Source organism: Arthrobacter sp. Ha26 (genome assembly GCF_059091705.1).
In genome coordinates this window covers 136,959-153,830 of the sequence record NZ_JBNHGX010000005.1, presented here as the reverse complement: position 1 = coordinate 153,830, position 16,872 = coordinate 136,959, and the positions used below count along the sequence as shown (strand labels likewise).

At 65.2% G+C, this 16,872-nt stretch carries 14 protein-coding genes; 6 read left to right on the top strand and 8 right to left on the bottom strand.

Going from position 1 to position 16,872, the window contains the following annotated elements:
- Positions 1-112 precede the first annotated feature (112 nt).
- Both AC5RVY_RS13415 and AC5RVY_RS13410 read right to left on the bottom strand, forming a co-directional pair.
- Positions 113-685, bottom strand: a complete 573-nt coding sequence (locus AC5RVY_RS13415) for a hypothetical protein (RefSeq protein WP_493955208.1) — start codon at positions 683-685, stop codon at positions 113-115.
- Positions 686-687: 2 nt separating this feature from the next.
- Positions 688-960 carry a hypothetical protein gene (locus AC5RVY_RS13410; RefSeq protein ID WP_493955207.1) on the bottom strand — a complete coding sequence of 91 codons (273 nt, stop codon included), beginning with the start codon at positions 958-960 and terminating at the stop codon, positions 688-690.
- 659 nt (positions 961-1,619) lie between these two features.
- Between AC5RVY_RS13410 and dnaB the strand changes: the two genes are divergently transcribed.
- Positions 1,620-3,002 (top strand): replicative DNA helicase, encoded by a 1,383-nt coding sequence (gene dnaB / locus AC5RVY_RS13405; RefSeq protein ID WP_493955206.1) that lies wholly within the window; start codon positions 1,620-1,622, stop codon positions 3,000-3,002.
- A 3-nt stretch (positions 3,003-3,005) separates the two neighbouring features.
- Here dnaB and AC5RVY_RS13400 read toward each other — a convergent pair whose 3' ends face one another.
- The 3 genes from AC5RVY_RS13400 to AC5RVY_RS13390 all read right to left on the bottom strand — a co-directional run bounded on the left by AC5RVY_RS13400 (position 3,006) and on the right by AC5RVY_RS13390 (position 9,501).
- The gene (locus tag AC5RVY_RS13400; protein ID WP_493955205.1) at positions 3,006-3,992 is read right to left on the bottom strand and encodes an acyl-CoA thioesterase; all 987 of its coding nucleotides are present in this window, start codon (positions 3,990-3,992) and stop codon (positions 3,006-3,008) included.
- A gap of 149 nt (positions 3,993-4,141) precedes the next feature.
- Positions 4,142-8,542 carry a rhamnogalacturonan lyase family protein gene (locus AC5RVY_RS13395; RefSeq protein WP_493955204.1) on the bottom strand — a complete coding sequence of 1,467 codons (4,401 nt, stop codon included), beginning with the start codon at positions 8,540-8,542 and terminating at the stop codon, positions 4,142-4,144.
- A gap of 524 nt (positions 8,543-9,066) precedes the next feature.
- Entirely contained in the window at positions 9,067-9,501 is a 435-nt protein-coding gene (locus AC5RVY_RS13390; protein ID WP_493955203.1) for a DoxX family protein, read from the bottom strand.
- A gap of 109 nt (positions 9,502-9,610) precedes the next feature.
- Between AC5RVY_RS13390 and AC5RVY_RS13385 the strand changes: the two genes are divergently transcribed.
- From AC5RVY_RS13385 to AC5RVY_RS13375, 3 genes are all read left to right on the top strand, one after another.
- On the top strand, positions 9,611-10,963 hold the full coding sequence (locus tag AC5RVY_RS13385; RefSeq protein WP_493955202.1) for an MATE family efflux transporter: 1,353 nt from the start codon (positions 9,611-9,613) through the stop codon (positions 10,961-10,963).
- Positions 10,964-10,988: 25 nt separating this feature from the next.
- Positions 10,989-11,579, top strand: coding sequence for a hypothetical protein (locus AC5RVY_RS13380; RefSeq protein ID WP_493955201.1), 591 nt, complete (start codon positions 10,989-10,991; stop codon positions 11,577-11,579).
- 108 nt (positions 11,580-11,687) lie between these two features.
- On the top strand, positions 11,688-12,044 hold the full coding sequence (locus AC5RVY_RS13375; RefSeq protein WP_493955200.1) for a hypothetical protein: 357 nt from the start codon (positions 11,688-11,690) through the stop codon (positions 12,042-12,044).
- 7 nt (positions 12,045-12,051) lie between these two features.
- On the opposite strand, the gene AC5RVY_RS13370 is transcribed toward AC5RVY_RS13375, so the two are convergent.
- The gene (locus tag AC5RVY_RS13370; RefSeq protein WP_493955199.1) at positions 12,052-12,597 is read right to left on the bottom strand and encodes a CGNR zinc finger domain-containing protein; all 546 of its coding nucleotides are present in this window, start codon (positions 12,595-12,597) and stop codon (positions 12,052-12,054) included.
- A 71-nt stretch (positions 12,598-12,668) separates the two neighbouring features.
- On the opposite strand from AC5RVY_RS13370, the gene AC5RVY_RS13365 reads away from it, so the two are divergent.
- On the top strand, positions 12,669-13,700 hold the full coding sequence (locus tag AC5RVY_RS13365; RefSeq protein ID WP_493955198.1) for an EamA family transporter: 1,032 nt from the start codon (positions 12,669-12,671) through the stop codon (positions 13,698-13,700).
- 131 nt (positions 13,701-13,831) lie between these two features.
- Here the strand turns inward: AC5RVY_RS13365 and AC5RVY_RS13360 are convergent, their stop codons facing one another.
- On the bottom strand, positions 13,832-14,098 hold the full coding sequence (locus tag AC5RVY_RS13360) for a WXG100 family type VII secretion target (RefSeq protein ID WP_493955197.1): 267 nt from the start codon (positions 14,096-14,098) through the stop codon (positions 13,832-13,834).
- 214 nt (positions 14,099-14,312) lie between these two features.
- On the opposite strand from AC5RVY_RS13360, the gene AC5RVY_RS13355 reads away from it, so the two are divergent.
- Positions 14,313-14,585: a DUF2277 domain-containing protein gene (locus AC5RVY_RS13355; RefSeq protein ID WP_493955196.1), complete on the top strand. Its 273-nt coding sequence runs from the start codon at positions 14,313-14,315 to the stop codon at positions 14,583-14,585.
- A gap of 18 nt (positions 14,586-14,603) precedes the next feature.
- Here the strand turns inward: AC5RVY_RS13355 and AC5RVY_RS13350 are convergent, their stop codons facing one another.
- Complete coding sequence (locus AC5RVY_RS13350) at positions 14,604-16,865, bottom strand: heavy metal translocating P-type ATPase (RefSeq protein WP_493955195.1); 2,262 nt, start codon at positions 16,863-16,865, stop codon at positions 14,604-14,606.
- Positions 16,866-16,872 lie beyond the last annotated feature (7 nt).

The following is a 16,872-nucleotide window of genomic DNA, read 5'->3' as shown; positions in this document are numbered from 1 at the left end:
CGTAAGGATGCGGTCCCGGCCGCCATTTTGTGTGCTGGCCTCATTGCGGTGCTTGCTTGCTGGCCTCAGGCGGGTTGCCCGGTAGCAGCCAGCCAGGCCGCTCCTGGCGGGCTCAGTCTTCCAGCAGCTCGATAAACTCTCGTGCCTGCTTCATGGAGATGTCAGAATGGCGGGTGAGTGCCGTAGCAGCCGCTTCGGTGTCCCCGCTGCGGGCCAGGGTGCGGATCCTGCCGTAGATTTCGTCGTTGAGCATGTTGCTGCTGACTTCACGCGTCACGTCGCCCTTACTGGCAATGGCCCGGTAGCGGTAGGGGAAACGCTGCGGCTCGTCGTCGTCGTCATCCTCTACGGGGGCCGGGGGCGCCTCCGGGCTGCGGTAGGGCTGGGGGTGGGCAGCCAACGCGCCCACGGCGTCACGGGATGCCCGCAGGCCCTCCCCGGTTGCCTCGTAGTACAGCTTGATCGCTGCCATCGCCTGCCCTTGGGCAATCAAGGCATATAGCCGGCGGTGTTCTTCTTCCGAGAGCCTGGCGGCCGCACTCCGCGCCAATTCGGCAGCGGTGGGCGCGGGCTCGGCAGGTTCAGCGTTGCGGGCTGCTTTCCGCTTGCCGAGGATGCGGACGGCCAGCGTTACTCCGGCAACAACCGCCAGGAGGATGAGGACCGGGGCCACGAGCGATTCCATGTCTAACGCCGTTCTATGTGCTTCCTGGCAGCAGCCAGGTCCGATGATGCCTGGGCGTTCTGGCTGGGCCTGGTGATCCGATCGAGTTGTGCGCGGGCAGCGGTAGCCGCCTGGACCTGCGCCGCGTAGTGCTGTGCTGAGCGCTCGGCTAGGTCGCGCTGGTATTTTTCGGCATCCGACATCCCCGAATCGCGCGGGGTCAGGGCCGTAAAAAGGCCCCAGATGAGCACCACCAAAACAATCGCAGGCAACAGGACCAGCAGTAGTTCGCCCATGCATAGAGCTTATGCCAGATCGGGGTTATCCACAGCAATATTCGCCCCGGTGCATAAAGGCGGGTCCAAGACGGGGACTCACGTCCCGCGCGGAATATGAGAAGTGGCACACAGCCTCTCCGGCAAGCCAGCGGACCTCTCGCGGGTGATTCGGCGATGGCCTCCGGCGACACGCGCTGTGGATGAAATCCCACACCAGAAATATTTACTCCACACGTCCGGATTATTGTTTTCGCAGGTCAGAGGCATATATCGCAGGAAACTTTTTTTGTTTCCACAGGTTTCCCCACAGGCTGTGCACAAGCTATGCCCCCTAGTGCACAGGTTATACACACCCTTCCGGGCTTGCTGGCTTTGTGGCTGGACCGGTGACGGCTACCGTAGCGGGGTACCTGTTCTTCGGATCTTGCACGGCTTCGGGAATGGGCACCCGCAGAGCCGGAGACAGACCCCTGATCCCTGGGAACAGCCCATTGTGGAAAACCTGTGGATATGGGGATAACTCCTGTTGACAGCCAAGGCCAAGGCTGGCGGAGCAGGATTGTCCGACCCCGCCGGTAAACCTGGACAGGCGGTGTGTGGTTATCCACGCAACGCGGCAGCAGGATAGTAAGTCACCGGGTGCCCTGGTTCCCGGTACACAATAAAGGACGGCAGCTTTGTCTATAGCGCATCTGGACCCGGTCGAGGCCACCCGAGGATCGGAGATGAGCCGGAAGCCGCCGCAGGATATTGCCGCCGAGCAATCAGTCCTTGGCGGAATGATGCTTTCCAAGGATGCGATTGCCGACGTTGTGGAAATTCTCCGCGGGCAGGACTTCTATCGCCCGGCACACGAAACCATCTACGAGGCCATCATCGACCTCTACGGACGCGGGGAACCGGCAGATGCCGTCACTGTGTCCGACGAACTCACCAAGCGTGCCGAGATCAACCGGATCGGCGGCCCCGCCTACCTCCATGAGCTGATCCAGACAGTGCCTACTGCGGCCAACGCCGGCTATTACGCTGAAATCGTTGCCGAGCGCGCCGTTCTCCGACGGCTGGTCAATGCCGGTACCAAGATCGTTCAGCTGGGCTACGGCTCGGACGGCGAAGTAGAGGACCTGGTCAACCAAGCTCAGGCCGAGGTTTACGCTGTGGCAGAGCGGCGCACCGCAGAGGACTACGTGGTGCTCAAGGACGTCATGGAGTCCACGGTTGACGAGATCGAGGCGTCCGGCCACCGCGGTGAAGGCATGACCGGTGTCCCCACCGGATTTTATGAGCTCGATGAGCTCACCCACGGACTCCACCCCGGCCAGATGATCGTCATTGCCGCCCGCCCGGCAGTGGGTAAATCGACCTTCGCCTTGGATTTCGCCCGGTCCGCGGCCATCAAGAACAACCTCTCCACTGTGATGTTCTCGCTCGAAATGGGCCGGAACGAGATTGCCATGCGCCTGCTCTCCGCCGAGGCAACTATCGGCCTTCAGGACCTCCGCAAGGGAACCATCAAGGACGAGCAGTGGTCCAAGATCGCCACCACCATGGGCCGGATGAACGATGCTCCGCTGTTCATCGATGACAGCCCCAACATGTCCCTGATGGAAATCCGCGCCAAGTGCCGCCGCCTGAAGCAGCAGCATGACCTCAAACTCGTGATCCTTGACTACCTGCAGCTGATGAGCTCGGGTAAGAAGGTGGAGTCGCGCCAGCAGGAAGTCTCGGAATTCTCCCGTGCGTTGAAGCTGCTGGCCAAGGAGCTCCAGGTCCCCGTCATCGCGCTGTCCCAGCTGAACCGTGGTTCTGAGCAGCGCCAGGACAAGCGGCCCATGGTCTCGGACCTTCGTGAATCGGGCTCCATCGAGCAGGATGCCGACATGGTGATCCTGCTTCACCGCGAGGACGTCTACGACAAAGAATCACCGCGTGCGGGTGAAGCGGACATCCTCGTGGCCAAGCACCGTAATGGCCCCACCAAGGACATCGTGGTTGCGTTCCAGGGCCATTACTCCCGCTTTGCCAACATGGCGGCCGACGCCGGCGGGGGCGGTTTCTAAAGCTCAGCCCCGGTTGGTGCGGTCCCCTGCCAGGAGGTGGTTGGGCAGCGGGTTTCCCGGCGCCTTGCCCCTGATTTCCAGCAGCTCGCGGGCATGCGCGTGCAGCCTCTTATCCTCATCGCTGACCGGCAACCAGGCGGGAACGGGCACTGAGTTGCCCTCGGCGTCGCGCGCCACCATAACGGTGAGGCAGTACGTGGTGAGGTTCATGTCCCGGTTTTTGGGGTCGCCGGAGCGGACGTGGACTGCGATGTGCATGCCCTTGGTCCCGGTGTACACAAGGCGGGCCTCAACCTCCACGACGTGCCCGATGAGCAGCGGGCGGTAGAAGCGGACGCCGCCGGAAAACACCGCCACCGTGTCCATTCCGCAGTAGCGGGAAGCGCAGACGTACGCGGCTTCGTCGATCCACTTCATCACGATCCCGCCGTGGACCTTTCCGCCCCAGTTCACGTCCGTCGGAGCCGCCATGAACCGCAGGGTCACGCGCTCCGCGGTACCCGCATCGGTGTATTCCTGCCGGTTCATGGCTTCAACGATTTGTTCGCGGATGTTGATGCGGGCAAGGGCATGGTCTCGCTGCTCGATCTCTTCCGCCGTAACGGGCTCAAACTGCTTGACCGGGATGGGTTTTCCATCCTCCCCAACAGCAACAAAAATCACCATGCATTGGCTGCGCATCGTGGCTGGCCCGCCTTTCGGGTCTCCTGAGGACACAACAGTGCGGATATGCATGGACGACCGCCCCGTGTACACGATGGTGGCTTCCACCTCCACCATGTCCCCGCTGTTGACCGGGTCAGCAAAGTGGATGTTCCCCACATAGGCCGTGACGCAGTAGGACTTGGCCCAGCCCACGGCCGCGGCGTAGGCGGCCTTGTCCACCCACTCCAGGACGGTTCCGGCATCCACCGATCCGCTGTGGCCCACGTCCATGGGGGCCGCCAGGAAGCGGAGGGTCACGGAGTTGGAGGCGCCGGTGTCAGTCATGGTGCGATCATACTGACGCTCCCGGTTACCGGCCGGTTGTGACCTGTCCTGGGACTTCCGCAGCAACGCCACTGATGGCACCAGCACCGGCTTAAATAAGGCTGGCCCGTCCGCTGGAAAGCGGGCGGGCCAGCTGGTGGATGGAAAGGCTAGCCGGCGCGGGTGTACACGATGTCCGGCTGGGCAGGAAGCTCCATGCCCTCTCCGATGTAGAAGCCGGGGTGCGGCGGCTGGTTGTAGGAGACGTTCTCACGGGCAACCGAGAGGCGGTACGCCGGATCGTGCATCAGGGTCCGGAGCCGGACGTCGGTGGAAGCGGCGGTGGTGTAGATCCGCAATTCGGTGCTGTCCGCCGACGGCCAGGCAAGTTCCTCCCGCCAGTCACCCAGGAGGTCGGCCTGGATGGCCGGCGTACCCTTGGTGCCGTTGTTGGACTTCGCACCGGTGCCGGTCAGCAGCCTGTCGCTGGATTCCGCCTGCCAGTTCCACTTGGCGATACTTGGCGTGCCCGTGCCGGTGGCCGCGTTCCAGTCATGGTCCACGATCTCGCGGAGCAGGTCGCCGTCCCACCAGGCCAGGAAGTTGGCTGCCGGGATCTTGTTGGCGATCAGCTCCCCCTTGGCGGAGCGCAGTTCGCCGATTGGCGAGTTCCAGGCAGCGTCGCCGCCAATGGCCCAGCCTTCGGCGCCTGCGTATCGAGGGTCAATGTCCCCCGCGGCCGCGCGTCCGGTGTCCTTCGTGGCGGGGATGCTCCACAGCACCTCGCCGGTCCGGGCGTCCCGGAACGTGGCGCCCCTGTTGCCGCTGGCGCCCATCTCTTCGTGGGCGGCAAATGTCTCCAGTCCCGGGCGGGACGGGTCAAGGTCGCTGGTGTGGATGGCGTCACCGTGGCCAAGGCCGGTGGTGTACAGGGGCTTGCCGTTGTCATCGATGGTCATGGAACCGAAGACGAACTCGTCCTTGCCGTCGGCGTCCACATCCACCACGGACAGGTTGTGGTTGCCCTGGCTCCGGTACTGCGGGCCGGCGATGTCCGAATCGAAGATCCAGCGCTTGGTGATCTTGCCGCCTACCAGGTCATAGGTGGCCAGCACGGCGCGGGTGTAGTAGCCGCGGCTGAACATCATGGACGGGTGTTCGCCGTCCAGGTAGGCGACGCCGGCAAGGAAGCGGTCCACGCGGTTTCCATAGGTGTCACCCCAGGCGCCCACGTCACCGCGCGGCGGATCGTACTTCACGGTGTCCATGATGGTGCCGGTGGCACCGTGGAACACGGTCAGGAACTCATCGCCGGTGAGCACGTAGCCGCTGCTGTTCCGGTAGTCGGCGCTCGGGTTGCCGATCACGGTGCCGGCGGCGTCACGAGTGCCGTCCGCTGTCTTCATCGCAACTTCGGCCTTGCCGTCGCCGTCGAAATCGTAGGCGAGCAACTGCGTGTAGTGCGCGCCGGCACGGATGTTCGGGCCCATGTTGATGCGCCAGAGCTTGGTGCCGTCCATCTTGTAGGCATCCACGTAGACGGTTCCGGTGTAGCCCGCCTGCGAGTTGTCCTTGGAGTTGGAGGGGGACCACATCTGGAGGACTTCGTAGGTTCCGTCGCCGTCCAGGTCGGCCACACTGGAATCACCGGCTGAGTAGCTGTAGGGCTGGCCGTCCTTGGTGTAATCGTCGGCAGGCTTGTCCAGCTTGATGGCCAGGTAGTTCTGCCCCAGCGGTGTGAATTCGGCGCTGAGCTGCTCGCCGCCGTTGCCGACGGTCTTGATGACGTACTTGGAGGCCGCTGTTCCGGCAGGATCAAGGAACGTGGTGCTGTTGCGGATCGGCTCATCGGTGAGCTGGACGCCGTCACGGATCACGTGGAAGCCTATCTGCTCCGGATCAAGGCCCAGCATCCGCCAGCCCACCCGGACGCCTTCGCCGGTCAGCAAAGCAACAGGGGCCCGGTCCAGGTTCTCCATCTGCCGGTTCACCACAGTGACCTTTTCCGTTCCAACTACCGCGGACGGCACGGCTTCCCCGCCCCTGTTGACTGTGGTGACACGGTAGTAGTACTTGATGGTGGTCAGCACGGTGAAGTCCGTATAGTTCACCTCGGTGGCCCGGCCTACGTACTCAAAGGGGCCGTCCGGGGAAGTGGACCGGTAGATCTGGTACGCGGCCGCGCCGGAAACCTTCTGCCACTTGAGGCTGACACTGGTCTTCTCCACTGCCTTGATGTCCACTTTGCCGGTGGCGGAGGGGACAGGAGTGCCGGGATCCACCAGGGCAGTTTCCACGGTGTTGGAGGGGACCGATTCCAGCCCGGTGTTGTCCAGCGCGGTGACGAAGTACTTGTACTTCAGGCCGGCGAAGGCGGTGGTGTCCTGGAAGGACGCGGCCGTGACGTTCTCCGCGATCAGCTGGTGTTCGGCTTCGAACGATGCCTGCCGGAACACCTTATAGCTGGCGGCGTCTGCCACCGCATCCCAGGCCAGGTCCACGGTGGGTGGTTCGGAAGCGGCGTTGATGGCCGTTGTGTGGAGGTTGGTGGGTCCCACCAGCAGCGGGGTCACCTCCAGTCCGTTGAGCCGCTGGCCCGAGCCGCTGATGGTCAGGTTGAGCTGCCCATCGGAGACCAAGACCTGGTTGATGATCTTGGTGGCCGAGGATGCCTTGCTGGACGACACTTGGCCGAAGGGGGTGCCTTCGGCGGTGACGTCTGTGCGCGTGGAGCCGATCCAGTCGCTGTGGTAGGTCTTCAGGGCGTAGGTCCCGTTGGGCACGTCGAGCTGGAATTCGAAGCTGGAGCCGCTGAGGACGAAGTCGCGGAGCAGGTTGCTGGTTACGGCGCCGCGGTCCCGGTCGCTGAGCACCGAGATGTCCTTGAAGCCGAAGCCCCGCTGCGGGGTATAGGCCATGGTCCGGTTGACTTCGGTGTAGCCGGCTTCCAGCGGTGCCCCTGCGGGGCCGAAGTCGAACTTGTATTTGGCCTGTTTGGTGGTCAGGGTGAGGGCATCGCTGGGTTCTGAAAGTCCCTTGCCGTTCATCGCGGCGACCCGCACGCTGTACGCGGTGCCTTCGGCCAGTCCGCCCAGGCTGACGGTGGGGACAGTTGACGTGGTGGTGAGCTTGTAGGCGCTCTCCGGCTCTGAGGCCAGCTTGCGGTACACCTTGTAAATGTCCGCACCGGCAACAGGCTGCCACTTCAAGAGTGCCCCGGCGTTGGAGACGCTGCCGGCCACGAGTCCCTGCGGTTTGGCCGGAACGGACGACGGCGGCGCCACCTCCTTGACGCGTGCGGCCAGGGGGACGCTGAGCTGCTTTACTCCGCCGGCCACCAGGCGCGCGATCTGGATGGCGCCGTATTCCTGGAAGTGGGTGTTGTCCACCGTGCCCGTGGGCCGGTTGGGGTAGATGCCGGCGTCGACGTGGAGGAACACGGATTTGGTGTCTTCCGGTCCGATGGCATCGTAGTAGGCGCGGCTCGAGGCGGAGAGGTCCACCAGGGCCACGTTTTCCTCGCTGGCGAGCTCTTGCATCTTCGCCACGTACTCCGGGAAGCTGACGTTGAATTTGCCGGTGGCTTCGTCGTAATCCCGGCGTCCAACGGGGGTGACCAGGATGGGGGTGGCGCGGCGCTGCCGAGCACCGTTCACATAGGTGCGGAGGTATTCCTTGTAGTCGGCGGGAGAGGCATAACGGTCATCGACGCCGATGGTGGCATCGTTGTGGCCGAACTGGACCATCAAGTAGTCGCCGGGGTTGATGACGCGCAGGATCTCGTCGAGCCGGCCCTGGCTAATGAAGTTCTTGGAGCTGCGGCCGCCGATCGCATGGTTCTTGAAGGAGACCTTCTCGTCGAAGTAGCGGTCAATCATTTGGCCCCACCCGGCCTGGGGAGCGAAACCGGGGTCGTAAGTCTGCACGGTTGAATCACCCGCGAGGTATACGCCGGGGTCAGTAGTGGCGGTGCGGGGAGCCCGGGCGGAGATGACCAGCGAGTTGATCTTCGCGGCCGTGCCGCCGAAGTCGAGGTTAAGCTGGCCGTCCACCAACGAGATGGGGAATTCCATTTCCAGGTACTGGCCGGCGGGCTTGTCCGTGGCCTGCACCTTTGCCATGGTCTCCGCGGTGATGGCGATGTTGGTGGCCTCTGTGGCGTCGCCGGCGATGAGCTTGACGGTGTAGTCGCCGTTGGGCAGGTCAACCAGGAAGGTGCTTCCCTGGGCCTGCACGAAGTCCGAACGCAGGGGATCGCCCGTGCCGCGGTCCACGCCGGAGGTGCCGGAGGTGTCGGCGAAGCCGTACTTGGTGGCCGCCGAGTACTGCGTGCCGGCGGCTACTGCCGTGTAGCCATCCGCTGTGGCGCCCGGGCCGAAATCGAACTTGAAGCCGCTTCCCACTGCAGGCAGGGCGGAGTCGGCCTGGACGGCGGGTAGCCCGGTGAAGGCGATGGCGGCAGATGCTACGGCGGCTGTCACGGCTTTCGCGCCGGCAGGGATCCGGCGCTGCCGGGGTGGCGGTGGTTGCTGGGACTGTGGAACTGGGTGCGGGGATTTGTTCACGGACATCTCCTTCGATGAGCAGTGGCAAAGCGGTACCAGGCACTATTGAAACGATTCAAAACCCGGGACGGCGCCGGCGGCGGTGCAATCACGGGCGGAGGGTTCCGGATGATGTTTGGGGAGTAGCTGAGACCTTGGATGGTGATGCAGCTCTCGCTGCAGCACTCATTGGTTTATCAGTATCCGAAAGAGCCTGGCAAGCGTTTTCCCAACTTTCCCGTGACTTTTCCGGCACTAGTTGTGAGGAAGTGTTCGGCCGTCCGCGCGGGCGGTAGCGGCGGGAGAAGGCGGCGGCGAGGGGTGCCAGGTGCCCGAATCGCCGAAAAGGGCCCCGCTCTCCGTTCCGGAACGGCGTCTTCGCAGGCTTCCGGCGAATTGGGCGCGCGGAGTGGTGGCACTGGGGCCCCGCCGGGCAAGTGGTGGCACTGGGGCCCCGGCGGTGCGTTAAATGCCGACGGCGGATGCGCACCGGGTGCCCATCCGCCGTCGTGCGGTTTCCGGCTGCCTGTGGCTGCCGGGGTCGGGAAAGCTTAGGCCAGGACTGCCAGCTTGGAGTTGCTGCGGCCGAAGAGGGCGCGGTCCACGGAAAGGCGACCTGCTCCAGTGAGGGCCAGGGTGAACGCGGCCGCAGCCAGGAGCAGGACCAGTTCGTAGCCGCCATTGGCGGCGAACACGCCGGCCGAGGCGTGCACCATAAACAGGGCGCCGAGCATGTCCAGGACCAGGAGCGCGGCAACTACGCGGGTGAAGATGCCCAGGATCAGGGCGACGCCGCCGGCCAGTTCCAGCACGGCGATAGCCGGTGCAACCACTTCTGCTGCCGGAACGCCCATTTTGCTGAAGGACGCCTGGGTGCCCGCGATGGTCCACTCGTTGAACTTCTGCCAGCCGTGCGCTGCGAAGAGGAAGCCCAGAATGATGCGGAGGGCGGTGATGGCGGTGGTGGTAAGTCGTGACTGGTTCATAGGCATCAAGTCTTCCCGTCCGATGGTTGAAGTGTCAACTAATAGCGTCACAATGTGGGCTTTGTCATGCCGGAATGTACACCACCCATCACCGGATTAGGCTGGCAAGATGCCCCGCTTACCTGCCTCTGCGCCAACCGCGCCCCCGAAGGGGCATGCCCGGGAGATCCTCCGGCTTGCAGTTCCCGCCTTTGGCGCCCTCGTTGCGGAACCGCTCTTCCTGCTCGCTGATTCGGCCATTGTCGGCCACCTGGGTGTGCCGCAACTGGCCGGCGTAGGGCTGGCGACGGCAGTGCTGCACACCGCCGTCGGACTGATGGTCTTCCTGGCCTATTCCACCACTCCCGCAGTGGCCCGCGCCATGGGAGACGGGCAGCCGGGCAAGGCGCTGGAGGCAGGGCGCGACGGCGTGTGGCTGGCGCTGCTGCTGGGGACCGTCCTGGCTTTGGCTGGCTTTGTGGCGGCGGACCCTTTGGTCGGGCTGCTGGGGGCGGAGGGGCAGGTGCGGGCGTTCGCCGTCGACTATCTTCGCTGGTCGATGCCCGGCCTGGTGGCCATGCTGCTCATCTTCGCGGGCACGGGCCTGCTCCGCGGCCTCCAGGACACCCGGACGCCGCTGGTGGTGGCAACGGCGGGTTTTGCCCTGAACATTGTGCTGAACCTGTGGCTGGTCTACGGGTTGGGCTGGTCCGTCACGGGTTCAGCTGTAGGCACCAGCGTTGCCCAATGGGCCATGGCCGCCGTCTACCTGGTGATGGTGAAACGGAACGCAGCAGCTCACGGCGTGGGGCTGCTGCCCAGCTGGAGCGGCATCAGGAACATGACCCGGGTGGGTTCGTGGCTGATGCTGCGCACACTCAGCCTGCGGACCGCAATCCTGGCCACCGTCCTCGTGGTCACGGCCCAGGGGGCTGTCAACCTGGCAGCCCATCAGCTGGCGATGACCATCTTCTCTTTCCTCGCTTTTGCCTTGGACGCCCTCGCCATCGCGGCCCAGGCGCTGATCGGCAAGGAGCTGGGCGCGTCCAACCCGCTCAAGGCACGCCTGCTGACCAGGACCATGACCCGGTGGGGACTCGGCTTCGGAGCGGTCACCGGGGTGCTCCTGGCGGCTGCCGCCCCCTGGGCGGGCGCCCTGTTCACGTTCGATCCGGAGGTGCAGGCAGTGCTGGCAGTTGCTTTGTGGATCCTTGCAGCGGGGCAGCCCATCGCAGGCTACGTTTTTGTGCTTGACGGAGTGCTGATCGGCGCCGGGGACGCCAAATACCTGGCACTGGCCGGTGTGGTGAACCTGGCTGTGTACGCGCCGCTGCTGATTGCCGTGGGGCTGTCGCGCGCGGCGGGCCCGCCGGGGCTGGGCTGGCTCTGGGCCGCCTTCGCACTGGGATACATGGCTGCCCGCGCCATCACGCTCGGTGTCCGTGCCCGCTCCGACCGCTGGATGGTGCTGGGTTCGCCGTAGCGCCGACCGCCACTAAACTGGACCGGTGACCCAACCGAGAACCCCCGCAGGCACAGCTCCCGGAACGGCTCCCCAGGCCGACCTGTGGAAGCCGGTCCTCCTCCGTTCCGCGGCTGCCCTGGTGTTCGGTGCCGTGACCATCTTCTGGGCGTCACCGTCCGTAGAAGTGATGGGTTGGTCCGGCGGCCTGTACCTGCTGGCCACCGGCGTCCTCATGGTCTGGGGCGTCCGCGCATCGGGCTTCCAGAGGCAGAGCGCACCCGACAAGATGCTTTCGGCTGCCGGGTCGGTACTTGCCGGTGCGGGCGTGGCGCTGCTCCTGTTGCCCGGTGATCTGCTGTTTGGCGTCATTGCCCCACTGGGCCTGGCCGCCGCTGGGGCCCTGGAGCTGCTGTGCGGGCTGAAGTTCCGCGGCAGGCACGTGCTGGCCCGCGACTGGATTGCCTCTGGAATCGTGGGCCTGGGCACGGCGGCGGTCCTGCCCTTCTTCATCAGTCTCGGCGCCCATGCCCTGCTCGGTGTTGCCGGAGGCGGTGCCATCATCTCCGGCGTCCTGTGGGCACTCGCCGGCCTGACCATCCGGCACGATTCCCGCACGGGCGCTGGAACGCCGTAAACTAGGAAGAGTCCGGTTCTACTTCTTGTAGAAAATCGGTCCGGACGCACCAGCGCGCACTATGCAGATCCAGGCCGGCCACCATGCCGCCTGCAGGGAGGAATCACCGTGGCAGACCAGCAACCAGGACATCCGCGCAGGCTGCGGACCTCGGTGAAGGGCCCGCTGATGTTCTCCGCGTTTTGGGCCATCGTTGCCTTTGTGGCCGTGGTGATCTTTGCTTCCGGCGGCAGCGCACGGGCTCCGCGCTTCGATCTGGCTTTCACTGCCGCGGGAATCGCTTTCATCGTCACCCTGGTGGTCGCGGCGATGCTCTCGATGAGCTACAAGGAGAACGCCGAGCACCTGGGCAAAGGCTCGGGCGTAAACCTCAGTTCTGCACCGAAACCCTCCCACGGCTTCGGCGCCCCGGGCACGCAGAACCCCGCCGCCCCCGAGGACCCGGACCACCCAGGCAGCCGCTGACCACCCGTCAGGCAGATGCCGCCTGGCGTGCCCGGTAAGCGGCCACGTGCGCCCGGTTGGCACAGTTTCCCGTGTCGCAATACCGCTTTGAGCGGTTCCTGCTGAGGTCCAGCACCGCCGCATCACAGTCCTCAGATTCACAAACGCGCATGCGGTCCATCTCCTTGCCGCGGATCACGTCGGCCAACGCCATGGCCGCTTCCGTGCTCATCCTGTCCACCAGCGGGGCCTCCGGCGTGGTGGCGTGCAGATGCCAGTCCCAGTCATCATGCTTGACCAGCTGCGGCAAGGCGTTGGCGTCCCGCAACAGGCGGTTGACGGTTTCCACCGCTGAGCCTTCGTCGGCCGTCCACAGTGCCGCCAGCTGATGACGCAGCTGGCGCACGCTGGTGAGTTCGGAGTCGTCCCGGGTGCGCGATCCGCTGAATCCCTCGGCTGCCAGGAACCGGTCCAGGTCCGCCGTCGAGGCCAACCCCTCGCTTCCGTTTGCCGCCGAGTTGATCAGGTTTACCACCGTGCGGAGGGCCACCTCGGTGTCAGGGGCAAAAACCATCTTGACTCCTTACAGTGCTGTCCCGTACTGTCATGACCATTACCCCACTTTACTCCTGACAGGAGGCGACGATGCCTGCCGCACCCAGCCGCACCCCGAACCATGGGATGCGGGCCAGCAAGCGCAGCTTCCTCGCCTCCGGCCTGGGGATTGCGCTGTTCTCTTCCGCTGTTTTTGGCCTCTCCGGATCCTTTGCCAAGGCCCTGCTGGAAACGGGATGGTCACCCGGCGCCGCAGTGACTGCCCGGCTCACGGGTGCGGCCCTGATCCTCGCCGTGCCGGCCGTCCCGGCGCTCCGTGGCCGCTGGCATCAGCTCCGGGACAACTGGGTGACCATCCTGCTCTTCGGGCTGATCGGTGTGGCGGCGTGCCAACTGTTTTACTTCAACGCCGTGGCCAGGCTCTCGGTTGGGGTTGCCCTGCTCCTGGAGTACCTGGCACCGGTGATCATCGTGCTGTGGCTCTGGGCGGCCAGCCGGAAGCGTCCCCGGGTGCTGACTTTCGGGGGAACCCTGCTTTCGCTGGCCGGCCTGGTTCTGGTCCTGGACCTCACTGGCGCCGTCAAGGTCGACCTTGTGGGGGTCCTTTGGGGCATCGCTGCCGCAGTCTGCCTTGCCATCTACTTCTTCATTACCGCCAAGGAGAACGATTCCCTGCCGCCCATCGTGCTGGCCTCGGGAGGGCTGCTGGTGGGCGCCGCCGTGATGTGGCTCGCCGCCGCCACCGGCCTGCTGCCCATGAAGTTCAGTACAACGGATACTTCCCTGGGTCCCTGGGCCACGCCTTGGTGGGTGTCGTTGGCAGGGCTTGTCATCCTGGCCACCGTGCTGGCCTACGTCTCCGGCATCATGGCGGCGCGGGCGCTCGGCTCCAAAGTGGCGTCTTTCGTATCGCTGACCGAAGTTCTTTTTGCAGTGATCTGGGCTTGGCTGCTCCTGGGTGAACTCCCCGCCGCCATCCAGCTCCTGGGCGGTGTGCTGATCGTCGGCGGCGTCATCCTGGTCCGGCTGGACGAACTGCGGAGCCCAATGGAGACGGGCGCCCCGGCAGCCAAGGCGGCGTCCCCGCTGGAACACGCGAACGACGTCGAGCCCGTCCCTTAGTCGAGCTCGTTCCTTAGTCGCGCCTGTCCCATCAAGAAGCACCCTCAAAACCCCCGTCGCTTAAAACCAAAGGCCCGGACACCTTCCGGTGCCCGGGCCTTGGCGGCGGCGAATGCTGGCCGCCGAAGACTCTAGCCGTTGGAGGCCTGGGACTGCTGTTCGGCGTTCCGCTTTGCCTGGCTGCCGGCGTCTTTCAGGGCTTCGGCGACCTTGGTCAGCATGGTGACGTGCTGGCCGTCCCATTCGCCCTTGAACTTGTCCGCGTCCGGGCCCTTCCAGTCGGTGCCGTGCAGAAGCTTGGTAAGAGTGGACTTCTGCGTCTCGATCTCTGACGCGCCGTGCTGAAGCTTGTTGCCCAGCTGACGAAGCTGCTCAACGTCTGCACCCCAAATAGCCATGAGTTTCTCCTCGTAAAATCGTGGATCCGAACCAGGTCGGCGTCCCCAAGCGGCCCCCCGGCTTATCCGGAAGATCCAATGCCTAAAACCTATCCCGGCCCGCAAAACGGTGTCGATGGGCACCCCTGCCCATGCCGCGCTCCCCGTGGACGGGCAATCCCTAAACCTTTATGCAGGGGTCGATCCTTGGCGATCCAGAGCCTAGCATGGCGGTATGTGCCGGAATATCCGAACCCTCCACAACTTTGAACCGCACGCCACCTCGGAGGAGGTGCATGCCGCGGCGCTGCAGTACGTGCGCAAGGTCAGCGGCAGCACCAGGCCCTCCAAGGCCAACCAGGAGGCTTTTGAGGAGGCGGTCCACGAGATCGCCCACATCACCCAGCACCTCCTGGACGCCCTGGTGACGCAGGCGCCGCCCAAGGACAGGGAGACTGAGGCTGCCAAGGCCAAGGCCCGTGCAGCCGTGCGGTACGGCGCGGCCTAAGGCTACGGCTGCCGGGCGTTAAGCCTTCCCGAAGGTGCGCAGGCGCAGCGAGTTGGCAACCACCAGGACCGAGCTCGCAGCCATCGCGGCGCCCGCGATCATCGGGTTCAGCAGGCCCAGGGCGGCTACCGGGATGCCCACGGCGTTGTAGAAGAAGGCCCAGAACAGGTTGGTTTTGATGGTGGCCAGGGTCCTGCGGGAGAGCTCAATGGCCTGGACCACCTGCTCCAGGTCATTGCCCATTACGGTCAGGTCGGCCGCCTCGATGGCAACGTCCGTGCCGGATCCCATGGCAATGCCCAGATCAGCCTGCGCCAGTGCAGCGGCATCGTTCACGCCGTCGCCTGCCATGGCAACGGTTGCGCCGCCGGCCTGCAGTGTTTTCACCACCTCCACCTTGCCCTTGGGCAGCACGCCTGCATAGACGTCTTCGGGATCGATTCCGACGGCGGCAGCCACCTGTGCGGCCACGGCGGGATTGTCTCCGGTCAGCAGGATGGGCCGCAGGCCCAGGGATTTCATCCGTTCGACGGCGGCGGCTGAGCCAGGCTTGATGGTGTCGCGAAGGCTGATGATGCCGGCCGCGGTCCCGTCCACGGCTACCCAGATGGCCGTGGCGCCTGCGGCTTCCGCGGCCGCCTGGGCCTGCAGCTGGGTGGAGGTGAGGGTGATGCCGTTCTGCTCAAGCCAGCCGGTCCGCCCGGCGGTGACCTGCCTGGCTCCAACGGTTCCCGTGACGCCGCCGCCAGGCGCCGACCGGAAGTGCCGGACCGCCGGCAGGTGTCCGCCGTCGTGCGTTGCCTGGCCGGTCCCGTCCGCCTCGCGGGCGGCAGCCGCGGCGGCAATTGCGCGGGCGATGGGGTGCTCGGAAGCAGCTTCCACGGCGCCGGCCAGCCGCAGCACCTCACGCTCCTGGAATTCCTCGAAGGCGGCGGTGGAATCCACTGCCAGCACTCCCGTGGTGACGGTGCCGGTCTTGTCCAGCAGGATGGTGTCCACGGTCCGCGTGTCTTCCAGGACCTGCGGGCCCTTGATCAGGATGCCGAGCTGCGCACCGCGGCCCGTTCCGGTCAGCAGGCCAACAGGCGTGGCAAGCCCAAGGGCGCACGGGCAGGCAATGACCAGGACGGCGACGGCGGCAGTAAAGGCTGAGCGCAGCCCTTCGCTGTCCGCCCCGGCAAAGAGCACCCAGAGCACAAACGTGAGGGCGGCGATCACCAGGACTACCGGGACAAACACAGCGCTGATGCGGTCTGCCAGGCGGGCGATGGGAGCCTTGCCCGTCTGCGCCTGGGACACAAGGCGCGCCATCTGGGCCAGGGTGGTCTCAGAACCCACCCGGGTGGCCTTGACCAGAAGGCGGCCCGAGGTGTTGATGGTGGCGCCGGTGACCCGGCTGTCAGGTCCCACCTCCACCGGCACCGATTCTCCGGTCACTAACGAGGCGTCAACAGCAGAGGTCCCGTCGATGACAACGCCGTCGGTGGCAATCTTTTCACCGGGACGGACCACCAGGACGTCACCGGCCTGGAGCAGCTCCGCGGAGATCCTGTGTTCCCTGCCATCCCGCAGAACGGTGGCGTCCTTCGCGCCCAAACTCAGGAGGGCATGCAGGGCGTCGCCCGCCTTTTGCTTGGCGTTGGCCTCTAGAAAGCGGCCCAGGAGCAGGAAGGTGGTGACAACGGCGGCCACCTCAAAGTACAGCCCGCCCTGCTCCATTCCCTCCATGCCCGGGTGCTGCGTCATCAGGGGATCGGAGAACAGCTGCCAGGCTGAGAACAGGTAGGCGGCCGCTACGCCGATGGATACCAGCGTGTCCATTGTTGAAGCACCGTGGCGGGCGTTAATGGCCGCCGCACGGTGGAAGGGCCAGGCTGCCCAGGTGACCACCGGCAGGGCAAATACGGCAGCCACCCAGCCCCACTGGGGGAACTGGAACGCGGGGACCATGGATATGAGGAATACGGGCACCGTAAAAACGGCGGCCAGGACCAGGCGCGGGCGGAGGGTCCCGGACGCCGCCTCCGGCGCCGGGGTAGGTTGGTGGACCGTGGCTTTGTATCCGGCGGCGGTGACGGTATCCACCAGTTGCTGGTCGGTGATCCCTGGCGGCACTGTTACGTGCGCGGATTCCAGGGGCAGGTTGACCAGGGCCTGCACGCCGTCGAGTTTGCCGAGCTTTTTCTCCACCCGGTTGACGCAGGAGGCGCAGGTCATGCCCTCGATGTCCAGCTCCACCACCCGGCTTCCGGGTCCGTGGAGCAGATCCTGGTTGCTCATGTGGTCC